19 protein-coding genes are annotated in these 21,208 nt (G+C 72.4%); 14 read left to right on the top strand and 5 right to left on the bottom strand.

Features of this window, described 5'->3' with window-relative positions:
- The first annotated feature begins 51 nt into the window (after positions 1–51).
- Complete coding sequence (locus tag FS532_RS14315; protein ID WP_144756448.1) at positions 52–2,406, top strand: glycoside hydrolase family 3 N-terminal domain-containing protein; 2,355 nt, start codon at positions 52–54, stop codon at positions 2,404–2,406.
- Positions 2,407–2,523: 117 nt separating this feature from the next.
- Here FS532_RS14315 and FS532_RS14310 read toward each other — a convergent pair whose 3' ends face one another.
- Positions 2,524–3,315 (bottom strand): SDR family NAD(P)-dependent oxidoreductase, encoded by a 792-nt coding sequence (locus FS532_RS14310; protein ID WP_144755725.1) that lies wholly within the window; start codon positions 3,313–3,315, stop codon positions 2,524–2,526.
- Between the two features lie 86 nt (positions 3,316–3,401).
- Here FS532_RS14310 and FS532_RS14305 point away from each other — a divergent pair, with 86 nt between their 5' ends.
- Complete coding sequence (locus FS532_RS14305; protein ID WP_144755722.1) at positions 3,402–3,899, top strand: MarR family winged helix-turn-helix transcriptional regulator; 498 nt, start codon at positions 3,402–3,404, stop codon at positions 3,897–3,899.
- Between the two features lie 78 nt (positions 3,900–3,977).
- On the opposite strand, the gene FS532_RS14300 is transcribed toward FS532_RS14305, so the two are convergent.
- Complete coding sequence (locus FS532_RS14300) at positions 3,978–4,877, bottom strand: NAD-dependent epimerase/dehydratase family protein (protein WP_186322051.1); 900 nt, start codon at positions 4,875–4,877, stop codon at positions 3,978–3,980.
- Between the two features lie 54 nt (positions 4,878–4,931).
- Here FS532_RS14300 and FS532_RS14295 point away from each other — a divergent pair, with 54 nt between their 5' ends.
- A complete protein-coding gene (locus FS532_RS14295) occupies positions 4,932–5,279 on the top strand; it encodes a MerR family transcriptional regulator (protein WP_079238321.1) in 348 nt (115 codons plus the stop codon).
- Positions 5,280–5,317: 38 nt separating this feature from the next.
- Positions 5,318–5,761: an NUDIX domain-containing protein gene (locus tag FS532_RS14290; protein ID WP_144755715.1), complete on the top strand. Its 444-nt coding sequence runs from the start codon at positions 5,318–5,320 to the stop codon at positions 5,759–5,761.
- 6 nt (positions 5,762–5,767) lie between these two features.
- Here FS532_RS14290 and FS532_RS14285 read toward each other — a convergent pair whose 3' ends face one another.
- The 3 genes from FS532_RS14285 to xylA are packed head-to-tail and all read right to left on the bottom strand — an operon-like array spanning position 5,768 to position 9,439.
- Positions 5,768–6,754, bottom strand: coding sequence for an acetylxylan esterase (locus FS532_RS14285; RefSeq protein ID WP_144755713.1), 987 nt, complete (start codon positions 6,752–6,754; stop codon positions 5,768–5,770).
- Positions 6,755–6,779: 25 nt separating this feature from the next.
- Complete coding sequence (locus FS532_RS14280) at positions 6,780–8,246, bottom strand: FGGY family carbohydrate kinase (protein WP_144755711.1); 1,467 nt, start codon at positions 8,244–8,246, stop codon at positions 6,780–6,782.
- The gene (gene xylA, locus FS532_RS14275; protein ID WP_144755709.1) at positions 8,246–9,439 is read right to left on the bottom strand and encodes a xylose isomerase; all 1,194 of its coding nucleotides are present in this window, start codon (positions 9,437–9,439) and stop codon (positions 8,246–8,248) included. The genes FS532_RS14280 and xylA overlap by 1 nt, the downstream gene beginning before the upstream one ends.
- Positions 9,440–9,536: 97 nt before the next feature.
- Here xylA and FS532_RS14270 point away from each other — a divergent pair, with 97 nt between their 5' ends.
- The 10 genes from FS532_RS14270 to FS532_RS14225 all read left to right on the top strand — a co-directional run bounded on the left by FS532_RS14270 (position 9,537) and on the right by FS532_RS14225 (position 21,086).
- The gene (locus FS532_RS14270; protein WP_144755706.1) at positions 9,537–10,715 is read left to right on the top strand and encodes a Gfo/Idh/MocA family protein; all 1,179 of its coding nucleotides are present in this window, start codon (positions 9,537–9,539) and stop codon (positions 10,713–10,715) included.
- Positions 10,716–11,414 (top strand): ThuA domain-containing protein, encoded by a 699-nt coding sequence (locus FS532_RS14265; RefSeq protein ID WP_144755703.1) that lies wholly within the window; start codon positions 10,716–10,718, stop codon positions 11,412–11,414. It begins immediately after the preceding gene.
- Positions 11,411–12,496, top strand: a complete 1,086-nt coding sequence (locus FS532_RS14260; RefSeq protein ID WP_186322087.1) for a Gfo/Idh/MocA family protein — start codon at positions 11,411–11,413, stop codon at positions 12,494–12,496. The genes FS532_RS14265 and FS532_RS14260 overlap by 4 nt, the downstream gene beginning before the upstream one ends.
- A 32-nt stretch (positions 12,497–12,528) precedes the next feature.
- Positions 12,529–13,569: a sugar phosphate isomerase/epimerase family protein gene (locus FS532_RS14255; RefSeq protein WP_144755698.1), complete on the top strand. Its 1,041-nt coding sequence runs from the start codon at positions 12,529–12,531 to the stop codon at positions 13,567–13,569.
- 146 nt (positions 13,570–13,715) lie between these two features.
- Positions 13,716–14,843 carry an ROK family protein gene (locus FS532_RS14250; RefSeq protein ID WP_369008466.1) on the top strand — a complete coding sequence of 376 codons (1,128 nt, stop codon included), beginning with the start codon at positions 13,716–13,718 and terminating at the stop codon, positions 14,841–14,843.
- Entirely contained in the window at positions 14,840–15,877 is a 1,038-nt protein-coding gene (locus tag FS532_RS14245) for an NAD(P)-dependent alcohol dehydrogenase (RefSeq protein ID WP_144755692.1), read from the top strand. Before FS532_RS14250 ends, FS532_RS14245 begins: the two co-directional genes overlap by 4 nt.
- A 187-nt stretch (positions 15,878–16,064) precedes the next feature.
- Complete coding sequence (locus tag FS532_RS14240) at positions 16,065–17,441, top strand: MFS transporter (protein ID WP_144755689.1); 1,377 nt, start codon at positions 16,065–16,067, stop codon at positions 17,439–17,441.
- A gap of 403 nt (positions 17,442–17,844) precedes the next feature.
- Positions 17,845–19,278 (top strand): bifunctional UDP-N-acetylglucosamine diphosphorylase/glucosamine-1-phosphate N-acetyltransferase GlmU, encoded by a 1,434-nt coding sequence (gene glmU, locus FS532_RS14235; protein WP_144755686.1) that lies wholly within the window; start codon positions 17,845–17,847, stop codon positions 19,276–19,278.
- 54 nt (positions 19,279–19,332) lie between these two features.
- On the top strand, positions 19,333–20,310 hold the full coding sequence (locus tag FS532_RS14230) for a ribose-phosphate diphosphokinase (protein ID WP_144755684.1): 978 nt from the start codon (positions 19,333–19,335) through the stop codon (positions 20,308–20,310).
- On the top strand, positions 20,307–21,086 hold the full coding sequence (locus FS532_RS14225; protein WP_144755681.1) for a putative protein N(5)-glutamine methyltransferase: 780 nt from the start codon (positions 20,307–20,309) through the stop codon (positions 21,084–21,086). The genes FS532_RS14230 and FS532_RS14225 overlap by 4 nt, the downstream gene beginning before the upstream one ends.
- Positions 21,087–21,208: the final 122 nt, after the last annotated feature.

Below are 21,208 nucleotides of genomic sequence, written 5' to 3'. Positions count from 1 at the left end.
CACACGACGGACGCGACCCGCACCACCCGCGCCACCGCCCTGCTCGCCGCGATGACCCTCGAGGAGAAGACCGCCCAGCTCGTCGGCTACTGGCTCGACCAGAACGGCGTCGTCGCCCCGATGCAGGGCGAGATGACGGCCCCCACGGACGGCCGATCGCTGGCGGACATCACCCGGCACGGCATCGGCCAGTTCACCCGCGTCTACGGCACCCGACCCGTCGAACCGGACGAGCGTGCCGCCTGGCTGTGGGCCGAACAGCGACGACTCACCCGTGAGACCCGGCTCGGGATCCCGGCGCTCGTGCACGAGGAGTGCCTCACCGGACTCGCCGCCTGGAAGGCCGCCACGTTCCCGACCCCGCTGGCGTGGGGTGCCGCGTTCGACCCGGACCTCGTCGAGCAGGTGGGTGCCGTGATCGGGCAGTCGATGCGGCAGCTCGGTGTTCACCAGGGCCTCGCGCCCGTGCTCGACGTGGTCCGCGACCCGCGCTGGGGACGCGTCGACGAGTGCATCGGCGAGGACCCGTACCTGGTCGGGACCATCGGCACGGCGTACGTCCGGGGGCTGCAGGGCGCCGGCGTCGACGCGACGCTGAAGCACTTCCTCGGCTACTCGGCGTCGCAGGCCGGGCGGAACCACGCGCCCGTGCACGCCGGACCGCGCGAGATCGCGGACGTCTTCCTGCCGCCCTTCGAGATGGCGCTGCGGGACGGCGGCGCGCGGAGCGTCATGAACTCGTACGCCGAGATCGACGGCGTGCCCGTCGCGGCGAACGACGAGCTGCTGACGGACCTGCTGCGCGACCGGCTCGGGTTCAACGGGACGGTCGTCGCCGACTACTTCTCGGTCGCGTTCCTCGAGGTCATGCACGGCATCGCCGCCGACCGCGGTGAGGCTGCGGCGCTGGCGCTGTCCGCGGGCATCGACGTCGAGCTGCCGACGGGGGACGCGTTCCTGCAGCCGCTCGTCGACCGCGTGCGTGCCGGGCTGCTCGACGAGGCGCTCGTCGACCGGGCGGTGCTCCGGGTCCTCCGGCAGAAGGAGCGGCTCGGGCTGCTCGACCCGTCCGCGTTCGACGGCGACGCGCCCGCCGGCATCGACCTGGACACACCCCGGCACCGGGCGCTCGCGAAGGAACTGGCGGCACGGTCGCTGGTCCTGCTGACGAACGAGCCGGTTGTCGCCGGTGCCGCGCCCGTCCTGCCCCTGTGCCCCGGCACCTCGGTCGCCCTGATCGGCCCGAACGCCGACCGTGCCGAGGCCCTGCAGGGCTGTTACTCCTTCGCGAACCACGTGCTCGCCGCGCACCCGGACCTGCCGCTCGGCTTCGACATCCCGACCGTCCGCGAGGCCCTCACCACCTCGCTCGGGCCGTCCGCCGTCCGGTTCGCCACCGGCTGCGCCGTCACCGGCACGGATCGCTCGGGGTTCGCGGACGCCGTCGCCGTGGCGAAGCGCTCCGACATCGCCGTGGTGGTGGTCGGTGACCAGGCCGGACTGTTCGGCCGCGGCACCGTCGGCGAGGGCAACGACACCGAGTCCCTCGACCTGCCCGGTGTGCAGCGCGAACTCGTCGAGGCCGTCGTCGCCACCGGCACGCCCACCGTCGTGGTGCTGCTGACCGGGCGGCCGTACGCGATCGGGTGGGCGCTCGACGGCGACGCCCAGCGGCCCGACGCGCTGCGGCCGGCTGCCGTCGTCCAGGCGTTCTTCCCCGGCGAGGAGGGCGGGACCGCCATCGCCGAGCTCCTCACCGGAGCGGCCTACCCCTCTGGCCGCCTGCCCGTCTCGCTCCCGCGCGCCGCCGGAGCGCAGCCGTACACGTACCTGCACCCGCGGCTCGGCGGTCCGTCCGACGTCACCGCCGCGGACTCGACGCCCGTGCGGCCGTTCGGCTTCGGGCTCGCGTACACGTCGTTCGCGTACGAGGACCTCGTCACCGACCCCACGGTCCGCAGCGACGGCACGTTCGACGTGTCGGTGACGGTCCGGAACACCGGGGAGCGCGCGGGCGACGACGTGGTGCAGCTCTACGGCCACGACGTGCACGCCAGCGTCACCCGCCCCGTCGTGCAGCTGCTCGGCTACGCGCGGGTCGCGCTGGCACCGGGGGAGACGGTGCGGGTGCGGTTCAGGGTGCCGGTCCAGCGGTTCGCGTTCACCGGTCGCGACCTCCGGAAGGTGGTCGAGCCCGGCGACGTCGAGGTGTGGGTCGCGTCGCATGCCGCCGCGTCACGGCCTGGAGGCACGGTGCACGCCGACGGGATCGTGGCCGTCGGCAGCGGGTCCGGTCCAGAGCCCGTCCCCGGCTCCGCCACGGACCGCGCGGTGGTGCGCGTCACCGGCGCCGTCCGCGAGGTCGAGGCGTCGGACCGTCGGATCGTCACGTGGGAGTGCGTCTGAGGGGGCGCCTGGCGCTGGCGCGGACGCGTTCAGGGAGCAGAAATGGTCGAGTCCGTTCGCGCGACTCGACCATTTCTGCTCACTCGATGCCCGCGCGGCGGAGGGTACGCGCGGGCGTCAGAGGATGCCGGTCAGGACGCCGCCGTCCGCCCGGACCGCCGCACCGTTCGTCGCCGAGGACCGCGGGCTCGCCAGGTAGGTCACGAGGTGCGCGATCTCCTCCGGTGCGATGAACCGTTCGAGCAGCGTCGTCCGGTTCTGGCCGATCACCGCCGCCTGCACCGCTTCGACCGGCGCGCCCTGCGCCGCCGCGATCGCCTCGACCGTCGAGGCCACACCGTCGGAGTACGTCGGGCCGCCCAGCACCGTGTTCACCGTCACGCCGGTGCCGCGCGTCCGCTTCGCGAGGCCGTTCGCGAGCGCCACCGTCGCGGCCTTCGTGACGCCGTAGTGGACCATGTCGACCGGCACGTTCACGCCGGACTCGCTGCTGATGAACACGACGCGGCCCCGACCGCGGTCGAGCATCGGACCGAGCAGCGCGCGGGACAGTCGGACGCCGCTCATCAGGTTGACGTCGAGGTACCTGGCCCACTCGTCGTCCCCGATCGCGTCGAATTCGGCGAGCCCGAAGAGCCCGACGTTGTTCACGAGGACGTCGACCTCGGGCAGCCGCTCGATCAACCCGGCGACCTCGTCCGCGTCGGCGAAGTCCGCCGCGATGCCGGACACCTCCGCGCCGGGGTGTGCGGCCCGCAGCCGTCCCACGGCGTCGTCGACACGGGACTGTTCCCGCCCGTTCAGCATCACCCGCGCGCCCTCGGCGGCCAGCGCCGCGGCGATCGCGTACCCGATTCCCTGCGTCGAACCGCTGACGAACGCCGTCCTGCCGGTCAGTCCCAGATCCATGTCCACTCCTGTCGTTTTACTTGCTCAGGCAAGTCAACCTACGGCGGATGACTTGCCTGGGCAAGTCACGGTGCTAGCCTCGACACATGCCGAACCCCGACGAGGACACCGCGCTGAGCGCCGAGCAGATGGAGGTCTGGGCCGCCCTGGCGACCGTCCTCGAACGGCTCCCCACCGCGCTCGACGCGCAGCTCCAGCGCGACAGTGGTCTGACGCACTTCGAGCACGGCGTCCTCTCCGCGTTGGACGGCGCGCCCGACCGGACCCTCCGGATGAGCACGCTCGCCGGGTACGCGAGCTGCACGCTCTCGCGCCTGTCCCGTGCCGTGACCCGCCTCGAGGGGAAGGGGTGGGTCCGCCGCACGGTCGACCCGAGCGACGGCCGGTTCACCCTCGCCGAGCTCACCGAGGCCGGTCACGACCACGTGGTGGTCTCCACGCCGGCGCACCAGGCCCTCGTCCGCCGTGTCGTCTTCGACGCCGTCACGCCGGCGCAGGCCCGCCAGCTCGGCGTGATCGGCCGCCGCATCGCGGAGGCCGTCGGCGGCGGCCCCGTCTGGACACCGCCGGCCGACGCGCGGTGAGCGACGCACCGACGGACTGGAGGCGCGGTGCGGGCTGGCACCGCGCCTCCAGTCCGCCGTCTGGTGGCGTCGCGGACGTCAGGCCGGCGTCGGGGCGACGTACGAGCCGTTCCGGACGTCGTCGAGCAGCGAGCGCTCGGAAGGACGCCAGCCGTAGGCGGACTGCGCCTTCGTCGCGAGGAGGTGGGTCGACGTCGTCAGCGTGCGGACGGACGGGCCCATCTGCGCTTCGGCGACCTCGAGCGGGACGGACACGCTCGGGGTGCCCGTGAGGTCGCCGATGGCCTCGGCGAGTTCGCGGAACGTGAACGGGACGGTCCCGACCGCGTTGAAGACGCCGGGGACCGGGTGCTCGATCGCCCGGACGTAGAGGTTCGCGAGGTCGTCGACGTGTACCGGGTACCAGGCGTTCGCGCCGTCGCCGATGTACGTGGACGCGCCGTTCGCCGCCGCGGCTCCGATCAGGCCCGTGACGAGACCGGTGCCCCCGCGGCCGAAGACGAGCCCGGCGCGGATCGCGATGCCCGCGACCCGGGCGTCGCCGAGCACGATCCGCTCCGCCTGCGCCTTGACGGGCTGTGCGCTCACCTCGGGGAGCTCGGCGTCCTCGGTGACGTCGGTCGGGTCGGGGCCGTAGACCAGGCCGGTCGAGGTGTAGACGACGGGTTTCGGGGTCGTCCCGCTCGTGGCAGCACCGTCGACGATCGCGGCGACGGCGGCGAGTTCCGCCTGCATCGACTCCTCGGTCGGGGTGTAGTCGGAGGCGGCGTACACCACGGCGTCCGCGGTCGCAGCAGTAGATCGCAGCACCGAGGTGTCGGCGATCGATCCGGCGACGGGTTCGGCGCCCGCTGCCCGGAGGCGTCCCGCGCTCCGGTCGGACCGGGCGAGGGCGGTGACGGTGTGGCCGGCGGTGAGGAGGTGTTCGACGAGGACCGAGCCGAAGTAGCCGGTGCCGCCGATGACGAAGACGTTCATGGACGGCACGCTAAACTCTGACATCAGTGTCAAGGTCAAGCGGGAGGCGGCACGATGCAGATCAGTGACCTGAGCCGGGCCAGTGGGGCGAGCGCCCGCTCGCTGCGGTACTACGAGCAGCTCGGGTTCATCAGCCCCGAGCGCCGGTCGAACGGGTACCGCGAGTACGACGAGTCGGACGTCGAGACGGTCGGCACGATCAAGATGCTGCTCGACCTCGGACTCCCGACGGCTCTCATCGAGCAGGTCCTGCCGTGTACCCGGGGCACGAAGGTCGAGGACCAGTGTCCGGGGATCATCGACCAGGTCGTCGCGATCCGGGACGACATGGACGCCCGCGCGCAGCGGTTGCTCGCGACGCGGGACGCGCTGTCGGAGTCGTTGTCGCGCGTGGGGCGCTGACCGCGACGCCGGTCGTCGACCGGTGGCAGGGTGGACCGATGGGGACGATCAGGAACATCGCCGTCGGGTTGCCCGTCCGGGACGGCCACGTGCTGCTCTCCGAGGGGTTCGACCGGGTCCGGCAGCTCCGCTTCCACCGGGCGGTCGGCGGCGGCATCGAGTTCGGTGAGCTCGCCGTCGAAGCACTGCACCGGGAGTTCCGCGAAGAACTCGACGTGGCGATCGAGGAGACCGAACTGCTCGGCGTGCTCGAGAACCGGTTCGAGTTCGAGGGGACCCCCGGGCACGAGGTCGTGCACGTGTTCGCGGTCCGCTCGGCAGCGCTCGACGCGGTCCCGTTGGACGCCGAGCTCGTGGTGCTCGACGAGGGCAGCCGGGTGCGCTGGGCGCCGCTGGACACCGATGTCCCGGTGTTCCCGCCCGGCGTCCTCGATGTGCTGAGTGAGTGCGCGCAGTCAGAAGATCTGCCCTCCGCGTTCTGAGATCGGTCAGCCCCGCGCCCGGAGGAACGCCACCTGCCGCTCCCAGTGCCGGAAGCCGCCGCCCTCGTGCCCGTTGTACGGGTAGACCTCGATCTCCTTGTCCGCCGAGCCGAGGGCGTTGTAGGCCGCGAAGGTCGTCCGCGGCGGCACGACGTCGTCCATGAGCGCGACGGAGAACAGCGCCGGTGCGGTGATCCCGGCGGCGAAGTGCACCCCGTCGAAGTACGCCGCGGTGTCCCACACGGTGTCGATCGCGTCGCGGTGCACGGACAGGTACTGCGCGAGTTCGCGGTACGGTCCGCCGACCGCGACCGCCGTGCCGTTCTCCCAGTCGCTGAGGAACGCGACGTCGGGCAGCAGTGCGGTGATCGGTCCGACGTGCGCCTCGACGAGGGCGGCCGCAGCGATGGTGATCCCGCCGCCCTGGCTGCCGCCGGTGAGGGCGATCCTCGACGCGTCGACGCCGGAGAGCGTCCGGACGGCGTCGACGAGCCGGACGGCGTCGGTGTACACGCGTCGGTAGTAGTGCTCGGCGGGTGAACCGATGCCGCTCGTCATCCATCCGCCGATGTGCGGGGCGGAGCCGTGCGGGTCGGGGGTGTCGCCACCGGAGCCCCACCCGCTGCCCTGCCCGCGGGTGTCCATCACGACGTGCACGTACCCGGCGAGGGCCCACGAGACACGCTCACCGGGGAGCCCCCGCCCGCCGTTGTAGCCGAGGAACTCGACGACGACGGGCAGGGGCTCGGTGGCACCGACCGGACGGGTGACCCAAGCACGGACCGGGTCGCCGGCGAAGCCCGGGAACGTGAGGTCCTCGACGACGAGTCCCGTCACCGGGGTGTCCGCGGGGACGACGACGGGTGCGACGCCGGCCCCGGCCGTCCGTGCGGTCTCAATCGTCTCCGCCCAGAACGCGTCGAAGTCGGCGGGGCGCCGGACCTCGGGTCGGTACGATCGGAGCGCGTCGAGGGGCAGGTCGGTCAGGGGCATGCGGGTTCCTCCGAGTGTGCTGGTGTCAGCGAGCCGCTCCACGGTACTGCGCGAGCACCGCGGGGTGCGGGTCCGCCGGGACGGTCGTCGAGTCGGTCGCCCAGGTCGGTAGAGCGCCGGTGAGCGCCCACGCGGCCTGCTTCGCAGCGCCCGCCGCGACGTACTCGCCGGCTTCCGGCACGATGACGTCCCGCCCGAACACCTGCGCGGCGACGACGCGGACGGCGTCGTTGCGGGCGGCACCGCCGATGAGCAGCAGCCGTTCCACCGTGACGCCGGTGTCCTCGACGGCCGCGAGGCCGTCCGCGAGCGCGCACAGCATCCCCTCGACGGCGGCCCGCGCCAGGTGCGCACGGTCCGTCGTCGCGGGCGTCATGCCGAGCAGTGACGCGGTCGCGTCCGGCCGGTTCGGGGTGCGCTCGCCGACGAAGTACGGCACGAGGACGAGTCCGTCGGCACCGGCCGGCGCCTGCAGCGCCAGCGCGCCGAGCGCGTCGTGGTCCACGCCGAGCAGGCCGCCGATCACCTCGAGCACGCGGGCCGCGTTGAGCGTGGTGACGATCGGGAGGCGCGACCCGCCTCCGTCGGCGAAGCCCGCCACCGTGCCGCTCGGGTCGCGCACCTCGGCGTCGGTGACCCCGAAGACCGTGCCGCTCGTGCCGAGGGACACCGCGACGTCACCAGGGCCGAGACCGAGGCCGAGCGCTGCCCCGGCGTTGTCGCCGAGTCCGGCGCCGACGACGAGGCCGGACGGCGCCGTGGCGCCGTTCGGCAGCGGCACGTCGTTGTCCAGCGTGCCCATCGCCTCGTCGTGCAGGACGACGCGGGGCACCACGACGGTGTCGGGTGACGGCTCGGACCCGGCGACCCGGAGCGGGCGACCGAGCGCGAGCTCGAACAGCTCGGCGTCGTACTCCCGCCGCACCGGGTCCCAGTACGCGGTGCCACTGGCGTCGGAGGCGTCCGTCGCGAGGGCGTCGAGGTCGGGGCCGAGCGGGCTCTCGTCGGCCGGACCGTACCCGCGCAGCCGCCACGACAACCAGTCGTGGGGGAGCGCGACCGCGGCGACGCGCGCTGCGTTCGCGGCTTCCGCATCGCGGAGCCACCGCAGCTTGGTGCCGGTGAACGACGCGACCGGCACCAGACCCGTCCGGGCGACCCATGCCTCCCGGCCGAGCTCGTCGACCATCTGCGCGGCCGCATCCGCACTGCGCACGTCGTTCCAGAGGAGGGCGTCGCGGACCACGTGACCGTCGGCGTCGAGCGCGACCATGCCGTGCTGCTGCCCGGCGATCGCGACGGCTCCGACGTCAGCGAGCCCGCCGGCGTCCGCGACCGCGGTGCCGAGTGCGTCCCACCAGTGGCGGGGGTCGACGGAGGTGCCGTCCGGGTGGGACGCACGTCCCTCCCGGACGACGGCACCGGTGTCCGCGTCGCGGATCGTGACCTTGCAGGACTGGGTCGACGAGTCGACCCCCGCGACCAGTGCCATCAGGAACGAGCGCCCATGAGGTGCTCGATGGCGAGCTGCTGCAGCTTGACGAAGCCGAAGCCCTTGCCGCCGAAGTACGCCTCGGCGTCGAAGTCCTCGTACGCGGAGCGGTCCGCGAGGAAGTCGTCGTACGACTCGCCACTGTTCAGCGTCGGGGTGCTCAGCTCCGGGACCTTGGACGCCTCGAGCGCTGCCTGGACCTCGGGGTCGGCGCGGAACGCCTCGGCACGCTCCTTGAGCAGGAGGTACATCCGCATGTTCGCGGCCGCCGAGTCCCAGACGCCGGAGATGTCCTCGGTGCGGCTCGGCTTGTAGTCGAAGTGGCGCGGGCCGTCGTACGCCGGGCCGCCCTGGGGGGCGCCGTGCTCGAGCAGGTCGACGAGCGAGAACGCGTTCTGCAGGTCGCCGTGACCGAACACGAGGTCCTGGTCGTACTTGATGCCGCGCTGCCCGTTGAGGTCGATGTGGAAGAGCTTGCCCTGGTAGAGCGCCTGGGCGATGCCGGCCGTGAAGTTCAGGCCCGCCATCTGCTCGTGGCCGACCTCGGGGTTGATGCCGAAGAGCTCCGGGCGCTCGAGCGTCTCGGTGAAGGCGATCGCGTGGCCGAGGGTCGGCAGGAGGATGTCGCCGCGGGGCTCGTTCGGCTTCGGCTCGATGGCGAACCGGATGCCGTAGCCCTTGTCCGTGACGTAGTCGGCGAGCAGGTTCACGGCCTCGCGGTAGCGCTCGAGCGCGGCCTGCACGTCCTTCGCGGCGTCGTACTCGGCGCCCTCGCGGCCGCCCCACATCACGAACGTCTTCGCACCGAGCTCAGCAGCCAGGTCGATGTTGCGCAGGACCTTGCGGAGCGCGAACCGGCGCACCTGGCGGTCGTTCGAGGTGAAGCCGCCGTCCTTGAACACCGGGGCCGAGAACAGGTTCGTGGTGACCATCGGCACGACGATGCCCGTGGCGTCGAGCGCGCCCTTCAGCCGGTCGATCTGCTTCTGGCGTTCTGCGTCGGTCGAGCCGAACGCGAAGAGGTCGTCGTCGTGGAACGTCAGGCCGTAGGCACCGAGTTCGTCGAGCTTCTCGACGCCCTCGACCACGTCGAGGGCGGGGCGGGTCGGGCCGCCGAAGGGGTCGGAGCCGTTGTAGCCGATGGTCCAGAGACCGAAGGAGAACTTGTCTGCACGGGTGGGCGTCGTTGCCATGGGGGTCACCGTTCGTCGTCGAAACAAAATGTTGCCGCGCCCAACATAAGCGGTAGTGTTGGCTGTGGCAAGGACGTGATCGCAAGGGAGCGAGCGGATGGCACAGGATCGACTGCGGGTCGCCATGATCGGGCACGGCTTCATGGGAGCCGCGCACTCACAGGCCTGGCGGACCGCCCCGAGGTTCTTCGACCTCGGGGCCGAACCGGAGATGGCGGTGGTCGTCGGGCGCGATCCGGACCGCACCGAGGCTGCGCGGGCGCAGTACGGCTGGCAGACCGCGTCCACCGACTGGCGTGCCGTCGTCGCCGACCCGGACATCGACGTCGTGGACATCGTGTCGCCGGGTTCGTCGCACGTCGAGATCGCGATCGCCGCGCTCGAGGCCGGCAAGCACGTGCTGTGCGAGAAGCCCCTCGCCAACAGCGTCGCCGAGGCCGAGGCGATGACCGCTGCCGCCGCGGCTGCCCGGGTGAAGGGTGTGCGCGCGATGGTCGGGTTCAGCTACCGACGCGTCCCGGCGATCGCGTTCGCGAAGCAGCTCGTCGCGTCCGGCCGGGTGGGGACCGTGCGGCAGGTCCGCGCGCTGTACCTGCAGGACTGGCTGGCCGACGCCGACGGCCCGATGACGTGGCGACTCGACAAGGAACTCGCCGGGTCCGGAGCGCTCGGTGACATCGGTGCGCACGCGATCGACCTGGTCGAGCACGTCACCGGTGCGTCGCTCACCACGGTGTCGGGGCTGCTCGAGACCTTCGTGACCGAGCGCCCGCTGCTCGCCGACGGCGTCGGACTCTCCGGCACCGCGTCGAGTGAACGCGGGCAGGTCACGGTCGACGACGCCGCGTTCTTCACCGCACGGCTCGGCGGTGGCGCGGCCGACGGAGCGATCGGCACGTTCGAGGCCACGCGGTACGCCACCGGCCGGAAGAACGGCCTGACGCTCGAGATCAGCGGGTCCGACGGTGCGATCCAGTTCGACCTCGAGTCCATGAACGAGCTCCGGCTGTACGAGTCGTCGGCGCCGGCTGGGGAGCAGGGCTTCCGTCGCATCCTCGTCACCGAACCCGAGCACCCCTACATGGCGGCGTGGTGGCCCACCGGACACCTCATCGGGTACGAACACACCTTCAGTCACCAGGTGAAGGACTTCGTCGAGGCGATCGTCGCCGGCACCGACCCGTCGCCGTCGTTCGAGGACGGCCTGCACGTGCAGCGCGTGCTCGACGCCGTCGAACGCAGCGCCGCCGACGGCAGCAGCTGGACGGTGATCTGAGTGGCTCCGACGAAGAACGCCCTCGTCGTCCGCGGTGGGTGGGACGGCCACCAGCCCCTCGAGACCACCGACTCGTTCGTGCCGTTCCTGCGCGACAACGGTTTCGACGTCCGGGTGTCCGACTCGACCGCCGTGTACGCCGACGAGGCCGTCATGGCTTCGGTCGACCTGATCGTGCAGGTCGTCACGATGTCCACGATCGCCGACGACGAGTTCGCCGGACTGCAGCGGGCCGTCCTCCGCGGGACCGGACTGGCCGGGTGGCACGGCGGCATCGCGGACGCCTTCCGGAACACCGCCGACTACCTGCACATGATCGGCGGGCAGTTCGCCCACCACGCGGCCAAGGCCCCCGCGGAACGCGTCGGCGAGCAGTCCGACAACTACATCCCGTACACGGTGCACATCACCGACCTCGGGCACCAGCACCCGATCACGCAGGGCCTCGAGGACTTCGACCTCGTCACCGAGCAGTACTGGGTGCTGAGCGACGAGTACAACGACGTCCTCGCGACCACCACGCAGGCGGCCCGGGACTTCGACGCCTGGAACCGACCGGTCACGGCGCCCGCGATCTGGACCCGGCAGTGGGGCGATGGGCGCGTGTTCGTGTCCGCCCCAGGGCACCGGCTCGAGGTCGTCGAGTCACAGCCGCTCCGCACGATCATCGAGAGGGGACTCCTGTGGGCAGCCCGATGAAGGTCGGAGTGGTCGGGGTCGGCGTCATCAGCCAGCAGTACTTCGACCACTTCCCGTCGCTGGACGGGCTCGAACTCACCGCGGTCGCCGACCTCGACGTCGACCGGGCACGCTCCATCGGGGCCACCCAGGGGGTCCGAGGCACGAGCGTCGACGAGCTCCTCGCCGCGGACGACGTCGACGTCGTGCTCAACCTGACGATCCCCGCCGCCCACGCCGAGGTCGCCACCCGAGCGCTCACCGCCGGCAAGCACGTGTACGGCGAGAAGCCGCTCGCGCTCTCGACGGAGCAGGCAGCGCCCGTGCTCGAGCTCGCGAACCGGGCCGGCCTGCGGGTCGGCAGCGCACCGGACACCGTGCTCGGCACCGGCATCCAGACCGCCCGTGCCGCGCTCGACGACGGGCTGATCGGGACTCCCGTCGGGGCTTCGGTCGCCTGGAGTGCGGCGGGCCACGAGCTGTGGCACCCGGCACCCGCGTTCTACTACCAGCCGGGCGGCGGACCGCTCCTCGACATGGGGCCGTACTACCTGACCAGCCTCGTCACCTTCTTCGGCCCGGTCGTGCGGGTCAGCGGCAGCGGCACGCGGTCGACCCGGGAGCGGACCATCGCCACCGGACCGAACGCGGGCACCCCGATCCCGGTCGACGTCGACACCCACGTCGTGGCGATCCTCGAGCACGAGAGCGGCGTCGTCTCCACGGTGACGGTCTCGTTCGAGGTCTGGGCCACCCGCAGCCCGCTGTTCGAGGTCTACGGCACCGCCGGGACCCTCGGCGTCCCCGACCCGAACCGGTTCTCGGACACGGTGTCGATCGCCGACGCCGAGACCCGCGAGTGGCGGGACCTGCCGACGAGCGCCGGGTACGCCGACGCCGGACGCGGCTACGGCCTCGCCGACATGGCCCACGCGATCGCCACCGACCGAGCGCACCGTGCTCCGGGCGAGCTCGCGTTCCACGTGCTCGAGATCATGGAAGCGGTCGGGACGGCCTCCCGCGAGCACGTCGTCGTCGAGGTCCGGTCCCGGCCGGCACGGCCGGAGACGGTACCGCTCGGCGCACGACCGGACACGTGGTGACCGAGCACCGGCCACAGGAGGAAGGAAGCAGCATGACGGACACGACCCGTGCCTCCAGACAGGCGACGACGCGACCGGTGACCCTGTTCACCGGCCAGTGGGCGGACCTGCCCTTCGAGGAGGTCGCGCGCCTCGCGGGCGAGTGGGGGTACGACGGGCTGGAGATCGCCTGCTGGGGCGACCACCTCGACGTCCGTCGTGCCGCGACCGACCCGTCGTACGTCGCCGACCGCCGGGCGATCCTGGAGCGGAACGGCCTGCAGGTCTGGACCATCGCGAACCACCTGACCGGCCAGGCCGTGTGCGACGACCCGATCGACCAGCGCCACGAGGACATCCTCGCGCCGCACGTGTGGGGCGACGGCGATCCCGAGGGCGTCCGGCAGCGTGCCGCCGAGGAACTGCAGTGGACCGCGCGTGCGGCCGCGGCGCTCGGCGTCGACACCGTCACCGGGTTCTCGGGCTCCTCGATCTGGAAGACCGTCGCCGGGTTCCCGCCCGTGCCCGCCTCGATGATCGACGCCGGGTACCAGGACTTCCACGACCGGTGGTCGCCGATCCTCGACGTGTTCGAGGAGGTCGGGGTCCGCTTCGCGCTCGAGGTGCACCCGTCCGAGATCGCCTACGACTACTGGACGGCTCAGCGCGCGCTCGAGGTGTTCGCGGACCGGCCGGCGTTCGGGTTCAACTTCGACCCGTCGCACTTCGTGTGGCAGGACCTCGACCCCGCCGCGTTCCTGCTCGACTTCGCCGACCGGGTCTACCACGTGCACTGCAAGGAGTCGGTCAAGCAGCTCGACGGTCGGAACGGGCGGCTCTCGTCGCACCTGCCGTGGGGCGACCCCCGGCGCGGCTGGGACTTCGTCACCGCCGGGCACGGGGACGTGCCGTGGGAGCGGGTGTTCCGCGTGCTGAACCACATCGGGTACGCGGGTCCGACGAGCGTCGAGTGGGAGGACGCCGGGATGGACCGGCTCGTCGGCGGGCCGGAGGCGTTGGCGTTCGTACGGCGGCTCGGGACGATCGCGCCGCCGGAGGCATCGTTCGACGCGGCGTTCTCGCGGTCGCGGTGAGCGGCGCGCGGGGCCCGAGACTCGGCCGCAGCGACAGCTCTCGCGCTCCAGGGCCCGAGAACGGTCGCGCAGGCCGAGTCTCGGCGCCCAAGCAGGCGGCGCCCAAGCAGGCGGCGCCCGGCAACGCCGCGCGGGTCCTCCGCATCGTGCACGAGGACGGCCCGGTCACCCGCGCCGAACTGACGCGCCGCACCGGGCTCAACCGGTCCACGACCCTCGCACTCGTCGGGGAGCTCGTCGACCTCCGACTCGTGCACGAGGAGACCCCCGCGCCGGGCACCCCCGGAGCCGGCGTCGGGCGACCGAGCAGCGTCGTCCGAGCCTCGAGCGACGTGCTCGCCGCGGCGGTCACGGTCGAGATCGACGCGGTCGGCGTCGCACTCGTCGGCCTCGACGGCACCGTGCGCGACCGCGAGGTCGAATCCCAGCAGGACGTCCCCAGCGCAGCGCAGGCGATGGACGCCGTCGCCCGGGTCCTCGCGGTGCTGACGGCCCGGACCGACCCAGCAGCCCGGATCGTCGGGGTCGGCGTCGCCGTCCCGGGCATCGTCCGCGTCGAGGACGGCACCGTCCGGGACGCGCCGCACCTCGGGTGGCGCGACGAACCCTTCGCCGCGCCCCTCGCCGACCGGATCGGGCTCCCGGTGCGTGCGGCGAACGACGCCAACCTCGGCGCCTGGGCGGAGCGCCTGTACGGCAGCGCCCGCGGTGTCGACGACCTGGTGTACCTCAACGGCGGCGCGAGCGGCATCGGCGGCGGGATCGTCAGCGCCGGCCGACCCTTCAGCGGCGCAGACGGGTACGCGGGGGAGCTCGGTCACACCTTCGTCGCCGCGAACGGCATCCGCTGCCACTGCGGTGCCGTCGGGTGCCTCGAGACCGAGGCCTCCCGATCAGCCCTCACGCTCGTCACCGGCACGCCACCGGACGACCTGGCGGCGCTCGCCGTGGCGCTCGCCGCCGGACGCCCGGAGGTCGAGCGGGTCGTCGACCGGCAGGTCACCGCGCTCGCGACGGGGCTCCGGAACGCGATCCACACGGTCGACCCGGAGGTCGTCGTGCTCGGCGGGTTCCTCGGGACCCTCCTCGGCCACGTCGGGGGCCGCATCGAAGCCGACGTCCGTGCCCAGTCCATGCCGGCCATGACCGAGCGGCTCCGGATCGTCCCGGCCGCCCTCGGCACCGACGTCCTGGTGCGCGGTGCCGCCGAGATCGGCTTCCGCGACCTCCTGCTCGACCCGTCATCACCCACCACTGAATCGAGAACCCCATGACCTCCGTCCAGCGTCAGCGCACGAGCGTCCTGCTCGGCACGCAGGAGCTCACCGTCGAGGACCGACCCGTCCCCACCGTCGACCCCGGCGACGTGCTCGTCCGGGTCGCCGCCGTGGGCGTGTGCGGCTCCGACGTCCACTACTACCGGCACGGCCGCATCGGGGACTTCGTCGTCGAGGAGCCGCTCGTCCTCGGCCACGAGCTGTCCGGCACGATCGCCGCCGTCGGCGAGGGCGTCGACCCGGCCCGCGTCGGGGAGCGCGTCGCGATCGAGCCGCAGCGGCCCTGCCACCGGTGTGCGCAGTGCCTCACCGGGCGCTACAACCTCTGCCCGCACATGCGCTTCTACGCGACGCCGCCCGTCGACGGGGCCTTCGCCGAGTTCGTCACGATCGAGTCCGCGTTCGCACACACGCTGCCCGACTCGGTGTCCTTCGAGGCAGGCGCGCTGCTCGAACCGCTGTCCGTCGGCATCGCCGCCGTCCGCAAGGCCGGGATCGTCCCCGGTTCGAGCGTGCTCATCGCCGGTGCCGGTCCGATCGGGATCATCTGCGCGCAGGCCGCGAAGGCGTTCGGCGCCTCGCGGATCGTCATCAGCGACCTCGTCCCGGAGCGTCGCGAGCGTGCGCTGTCGTACGGTGCCACCGAGACCGTCGACCCGACCGTGGTGTCCGTCGCGTCCGACCTGCCGCCGTTCGACGCGTTCATCGACGCCAGCGGCGCCCCGCGCGCGGTCTCCGACGGCATCAAGGCAGTCGGACCAGCCGGTGCCGCGGTCCTCGTGGGGCTCGGCAACTCCGAGATGACGCTGCCGGTCGAGCACATCCAGAACCTCGAGGTCACGGTCACCGGGATCTTCCGGTACACCGGCACGTGGCCGGTCGCGATCGAGTTGGTCGCCTCCGGGCAGGTGGACCTCGACTCGCTCGTGACGGGGCGGTTCGGTCTCGACGAGGTCCGCGAGGCACTCGAGAGCGACACCGACCCCGAGTCACTCAAGTCAGTGGTCTACCCGGGTGGCGTCCCCGCCTGACGTCGCACCGTCCGCGGCGGCGACGAACGTCGCCCTTGCCGGGCGACCAAGGCCGGACTGGAGGCGCGTGGCGGCGCCGCCACGCGCCTCCAGTCCGCCTGCTGGTGACCACCACTGCACGCGACCCGCGTCGGGACGCCCCGACTGGGGCCACCGGCGCGACACCCGGACGCGCTACGGTTCGCGCATGACGGCTTCCCCCGCGGCTGCAGTGCCGCAGCGCACCGACCGCCGCGCGCTCGTGTCCTGGGCCCTGTGGGACTGGGGGTCCGCGGCCTTCAACGCCGTCGTCACGACGTTCGTGTTCAGCACCTACCTGGCGAGCCGGGCGTTCGTCGACCCCGCGCTCGTCGCCGACACCTCGACCGCCGGGAAGGCGATCGTCGAACGCGCGCTCGCCCACAACGCGGCCGTGGTCTCGACGGCACTGACCATCGCAGGGATCGTCGTCGCCCTGGTCGCCCCGGCGATCGGCCGCCTCGCCGACTCGTCCGGGCACCGCCGGCGCTCGGTCCTCATCGCCACGATCGGCATCGTGCTGTCCATCGCCGGCATGGTCTTCGTCGCACCGAGTCAGCCGTACCTGCTGCTCGGTGCCGCCCTGCTCGGCATCGGGACGGTCGCGTACGAGATCGCGAGCGTCGGCTACAACGCCATGCTCGGCCAGGTCGCGTCGGGGGAGGAGACCGGGCGGGTCTCGGCGATCGGCTGGGCGGCCGGGTACTTCGGCGGCATCGTGCTGCTCGTCGTGCTGCTCGTGCTGTGCATCCAGGACTTCGGTGGCGGCGACGTCGCGGGACTCCTGCAGCTGCCGGCGACCGTGGCGTCCGGGCAGTGGGACGTCCGCGTCGCGATCGGCATCGCCGCCGTCTGGCTCGCGGTCAGCTCGATCCCGCTGTTCGTCACCGTGCCCGAGGCCGCGTCGGACCCTTCGGTGCGCGGCGGCGGGGTGTTCGGCGCCTACCGGGACCTCGGGCGGGACATCGCCCGGCTCTGGCGCGAGCGGCGGAACGTTCTGGCGTTCCTGCTCGCGAGCGCCGTGTTCCGGGACGGTGTCGGTGCGGTGTTCACCTTCGGCGGGATCGTCGCCGCGCAGGTCTTCGGGTTCAGCCCGGCGCAGGTCATCCTGTTCGCCATCGCCGCGAACGTCGTCGCCGGTCTCGCCACGTTCCTGTCCGGGCGGCTCGACGACCGCTTCGGCTCTCGAGCGATCATCACGGTGTCGCTCGTCGGGCTCGCGGTGTGCGGGATCGGCGTCTTCGCGGTGGGCACGGTGACGGCGGGCTTCTGGGTGCTCGGCCTGACGCTGGCGGTGTTCGTCGGGCCGGTGCAGGCGTCCTCGAGGGCGTACCTCGCCCGGCTGGCCACGCCCGGCCGCGAGGGCGAGCTCTTCGGCCTGTACGCCACCACCGGCCGCGCGGCGTCGTTCCTGGCCCCGGCGTTGTTCGGGGTCGCGGTGACCGTCGGCGGGTCGACGCGGTACGGGATCCTCGGCGTCGTGGTGGTGCTCGTCGCCGGGCTGGTGCTGATGGCGCTGGTGCGGCGCGAGCCGGTCCGCGCGTAGGGAGCCGTTCCGCTCGTAGGTGGCCATTTCGCGCGTAGGTGGTCGAAACTTCCGGCCTCCTACGCGCGTTCCTGCCTCCCATCGCAACCGTGATGGGTCGGAATGTCGTCGCTGACCCGGCCTGGAGGCGCTGACCCCGCCGGGAGGCGGCTCGGCGGCGAAGGGCCGGGTGGGGGGAGCCGTTCCGCGCTTAGGAGGTCGTTTCGCGCGTAGGAGGTCGAAACTTCCGTCCTCCCACGCGCGTTCCTGCCTCCCATCGCAACCGTGATGGGTCGGAATGTCGTCGCTGACCCGGCCTGGAGGCGCGGCTCGGCACTCCTCCACAGGTGCGGTTCAGCGCACGGTTACGCACAGAGCCGCGGCTCGGTCGGACTCCGCAGGTCGCGTGCGCCAGGATGGTGGCATGACCGACCAGCGGATCGCCGTCGTCGTCCTCGCCGCCGGGCAGGGCACGCGCATGAAGTCGTCCACACCGAAGGTGCTGCACCGTCTCGCGGGCCTCCCGCTCATCGCACACGTGCTCCGGACGGCGTCGTCCCTCGAGCCCGAGCACGTCGCCGTCGTCGTGCGGCACGAGCGTGACCGGGTCGCGGCCGAGGTCGTCGAGCGCGCGCCGGACGCGATCGTCGTCGACCAGGACGACGTGCCCGGCACCGGGCGTGCGGTCGAGGTCGCCGTGCAGGCGCTGCCCGCGGACTTCGACGGCGCCGTCGTGGTGCTGTCGGGCGACGTGCCGCTGCTCGACGCGCCGTCCCTCCGGTCGCTCGTGGACGCCCACGTCGACGGTCGCAACGGTGCGACGTTCGTCAGCGCGATCGCTCCGGACCCCACCGGGCTCGGCCGCATCGTCCGCGGCGCCGACGGGGCGTTCGTCGGGGTCGTCGAGCACAAGGACGCGTCGGCCGAGCAGCTGACCATCACCGAGGCGAACGCCGGCATCTACGCGTTCGACGTCACCCACCTCCGTGCAGTGCTGCCGTCGTTGACCACGGCGAACGCGCAGGGCGAGAAGTACATCACCGACGCGCCGGCACTCATCGGCGAGCGGGGCGGCCGGATCGACGTCGTCACCCTCACCGACCCGTGGCTCGTCGCCGGCATCAACGACCGCGCGCAGTTGTCCGACGCCGCCCGGGTGCTCAACGAGCGCATCGTCCGCCGTCACCAGCTCGCCGGGGTCACCGTGCAGGACCCGGCCACCACGTGGATCGACCTCGACGTGTCGATCGAACCCGACGCCGAGATCCTCCCGGGCACGCAGCTCGTGGGCGCGACCGCGATCGCCGCCGGGGCGGTCGTCGGCCCGGACACCACCCTCCGCGACACCGAGGTCGGTGCCGGTGCGGTCGTCAACCGCGTCGACGCGACCCTGGCGGTCATCGGCGACGGGGCCTCGGTGGGGCCGTTCGCGTACCTCCGCCCGGGCACGATCCTCGGCGACCAGGGCAAGATCGGGACGTTCGTCGAGACGAAGAACGCGACGATCGGCCGGGGCAGCAAGGTGCCGCACCTGTCGTACATCGGCGATGCCGAAGTGGGCGAGGACTCGAACATCGGCGCGAACACCATCACCGCGAACTACGACGGCGTGCACAAGCACCGGACCGAGGTCGGGTCGAACGTCCGTACAGGCTCGCACAACGTGTTCGTCGCCCCGGTTAGGATTGGCGACGGGGCGTACACCGGCGCGGGTACGACCGTCCGCAAGGACGTACCGGCCGGTTCGCTGGCCATCAGCTACGCCCCACAGCGCAACACCGACGGATGGGTCGAGGAACACCGACCCGGCACGCCGGCGGCCGAGGCGGCTCGGCGCGCGAACGGCGAACAGATCTGACGGCTCTCGGGCCGATCGACACGGCCCCGCGGGGTCAGGGAGTGAGCACCGCACTTGTCCGGAATCAAAACGACCGGCCAGAAACGACTCGTCCTCGTCTCAGGACGAGCACACCCGGCGCTCTCGGCCGAGATCGCCGAAGAACTCGGTGTCGAGCTCGTCCCGACCGACGCCCGGACCTTCGCGAACGGGGAGCTCTACGCCCGGTTCGATGAGTCGGTCCGCGGCTGCGACGCCTTCGTCATCCAGTCGCACACCGCGCCGATCAACGAGTGGCTCATGGAGCAGCTCATCATCGTCGACGCGCTGAAGCGTGCCTCGGCGAAGCGCATCACCGTTGTGGCGCCGTTCTACCCCTACGCCCGGCAGGACAAGAAGGGCCGCGGGCGTGAGCCGATCTCGGCCCGGCTCGTCGCCGACCTGTTCAAGGCCGCGGGCGCCCACCGGATCATGAGCGTCGACCTGCACGCCGCGCAGATCCAGGGCTTCTTCGACGGCCCCGTCGACCACCTGTTCGCGATGCCCGTCCTGCTCCAGCGCTTCCAGGAGATCCTCGACCCGTCGACGCTCACCGTCGTCTCGCCGGACATGGGTCGCGTCCGGGTCGCCGACATCTGGTCCGAGAAGCTCGGCGCGCCGCTCGCGATCATCCACAAGCGCCGTGACCCGCTGGTCCCGAACCAGGTCTCCGTGCACGAGATCGTCGGTGACGTCTCCGGCCGTGTGTGCCTGCTCGTCGACGACCTCATCGACACCGGTCGAACGATCGCCAAGGCCGCAGAGGCGCTCAAGGCCGCCGGCGCCACCGGTGTCGTCGTCGCGGCGACCCACGCGGTGTTCTCGGACCCGGCGACCGAGCTGCTGCAGAGCGAGTTCATCGACCGGGTGGTCGTCACGGACACGCTGCCCCTGCCGGAGGAGAAGCGCTGGGACCGGCTCGAGGTCCTGCCGATCGCTCCGCTCATCGCGCGCGCCATCCACGAGGTCTTCGACGACGGGTCGGTCACCTCGATGTTCGATGGTGCTGCTTGACCGCACCCGCGCGTGACGCGCTCGCGGCCCGACTCCGGGCCGCGGGCAGCGTCTTCGCCGAGGACGAAGCCGACCTCCTGCTCGAGGCCGGCGACGGCGACCCGGCACGCCTCCGTTCGGTGGTGCAGCGGCGGCTCGGTGGTGAGCCGCTCGAGTACGTCCTCGGTTGGGCCGCGTTCGACGGGCACCGCATCCGCGTGACACCGGGGGTGTTCGTTCCTCGTGCCCGGACGACCGTCGTGGTGGAGCAGGCCGCGCGTCGTCTGCAGCGCTACGACCGGGTCGTCGACCTGTGTTGCGGTGCCGGGGCGATCTCGGTGGCGCTGCTCGGACGCGTCGGAGCGCTCGACCTCGTGGCGGCGGACATCGACCCCGATGCGGTGGACGTCGCCGCGGAGAACATCGGCGACCGGGGCATCGTCGTCGTGGGGGACCTCTTCGCGCCGTTGCCTGACCGGTTCCGCGGCGCCGTGGACGTCGTCGCCGTGAACGCCCCGTACGTGCCCACCGGGTCGATCCCGATGATGCCGTCAGAGGCCCGCGACCACGAGCACCGCGTCGCGCTCGACGGCGGTGCGGACGGGCTCGACCTGCACCGGCGGATCGCTGCGGGGGCAGGGGAGTGGCTCCGCCCGGGTGGATCGGTCGTCATCGAGGTGTCGGAAGCGCAGGCAGCGGTGTCCTGCGCCCTGTTCGCCGACGCCGGGTTCCGTGCGTCCGTCGAGTCCGACGACGCCGTCGACGGCACCTGCATCGTGGCGACCCTCCCGGGCTGAGACCGAGCCGAACGCGCGAGGCCCGGCGCGCGAGGCGCGGCCCGGCGCGCGGGACGCGGCTCGGCGCGCGGGAGTCGCCACCCGCCGGACGGGACGTCGCCGGATCCGGCGACGTGGCGCAG

It is taken from the genome of Curtobacterium pusillum (assembly GCF_007673235.1).
GTDB lineage: Bacteria > Actinomycetota > Actinomycetes > Actinomycetales > Microbacteriaceae > Curtobacterium > Curtobacterium pusillum_C.
The sequence above is the reverse complement of the archived record's forward strand: the minus strand, read 5'-3'. Positions and strand labels throughout refer to the sequence as shown.

Coding starts and splice junctions, on each gene's coding strand:
- xylA (WP_144755709.1), bottom strand. CDS start 9,439: ATGGCAACGACGCCCACCCGTGCAGACAAGTTCTCCTTCGGTCTCTGG.
- FS532_RS14315 (WP_144756448.1), top strand. CDS start 52: ATGACCCTCGAGGAGAAGACCGCCCAGCTCGTCGGCTACTGGCTCGAC.
- FS532_RS14245 (WP_144755692.1), top strand. CDS start 14,840: ATGACCTCCGTCCAGCGTCAGCGCACGAGCGTCCTGCTCGGCACGCAG.
- FS532_RS14290 (WP_144755715.1), top strand. CDS start 5,318: ATGGGGACGATCAGGAACATCGCCGTCGGGTTGCCCGTCCGGGACGGC.
- FS532_RS14300 (WP_186322051.1), bottom strand. CDS start 4,877: ATGAACGTCTTCGTCATCGGCGGCACCGGCTACTTCGGCTCGGTCCTC.
- FS532_RS14310 (WP_144755725.1), bottom strand. CDS start 3,315: ATGGATCTGGGACTGACCGGCAGGACGGCGTTCGTCAGCGGTTCGACG.
- FS532_RS14285 (WP_144755713.1), bottom strand. CDS start 6,754: ATGCCCCTGACCGACCTGCCCCTCGACGCGCTCCGATCGTACCGACCC.
- FS532_RS14255 (WP_144755698.1), top strand. CDS start 12,529: ATGACGGACACGACCCGTGCCTCCAGACAGGCGACGACGCGACCGGTG.
- FS532_RS14305 (WP_144755722.1), top strand. CDS start 3,402: ATGCCGAACCCCGACGAGGACACCGCGCTGAGCGCCGAGCAGATGGAG.
- glmU (WP_144755686.1), top strand. CDS start 17,845: ATGACCGACCAGCGGATCGCCGTCGTCGTCCTCGCCGCCGGGCAGGGC.
- FS532_RS14270 (WP_144755706.1), top strand. CDS start 9,537: ATGGCACAGGATCGACTGCGGGTCGCCATGATCGGGCACGGCTTCATG.
- FS532_RS14260 (WP_186322087.1), top strand. CDS start 11,411: ATGAAGGTCGGAGTGGTCGGGGTCGGCGTCATCAGCCAGCAGTACTTC.
- FS532_RS14240 (WP_144755689.1), top strand. CDS start 16,065: ATGACGGCTTCCCCCGCGGCTGCAGTGCCGCAGCGCACCGACCGCCGC.
- FS532_RS14295 (WP_079238321.1), top strand. CDS start 4,932: ATGCAGATCAGTGACCTGAGCCGGGCCAGTGGGGCGAGCGCCCGCTCG.
- FS532_RS14280 (WP_144755711.1), bottom strand. CDS start 8,246: ATGGCACTGGTCGCGGGGGTCGACTCGTCGACCCAGTCCTGCAAGGTC.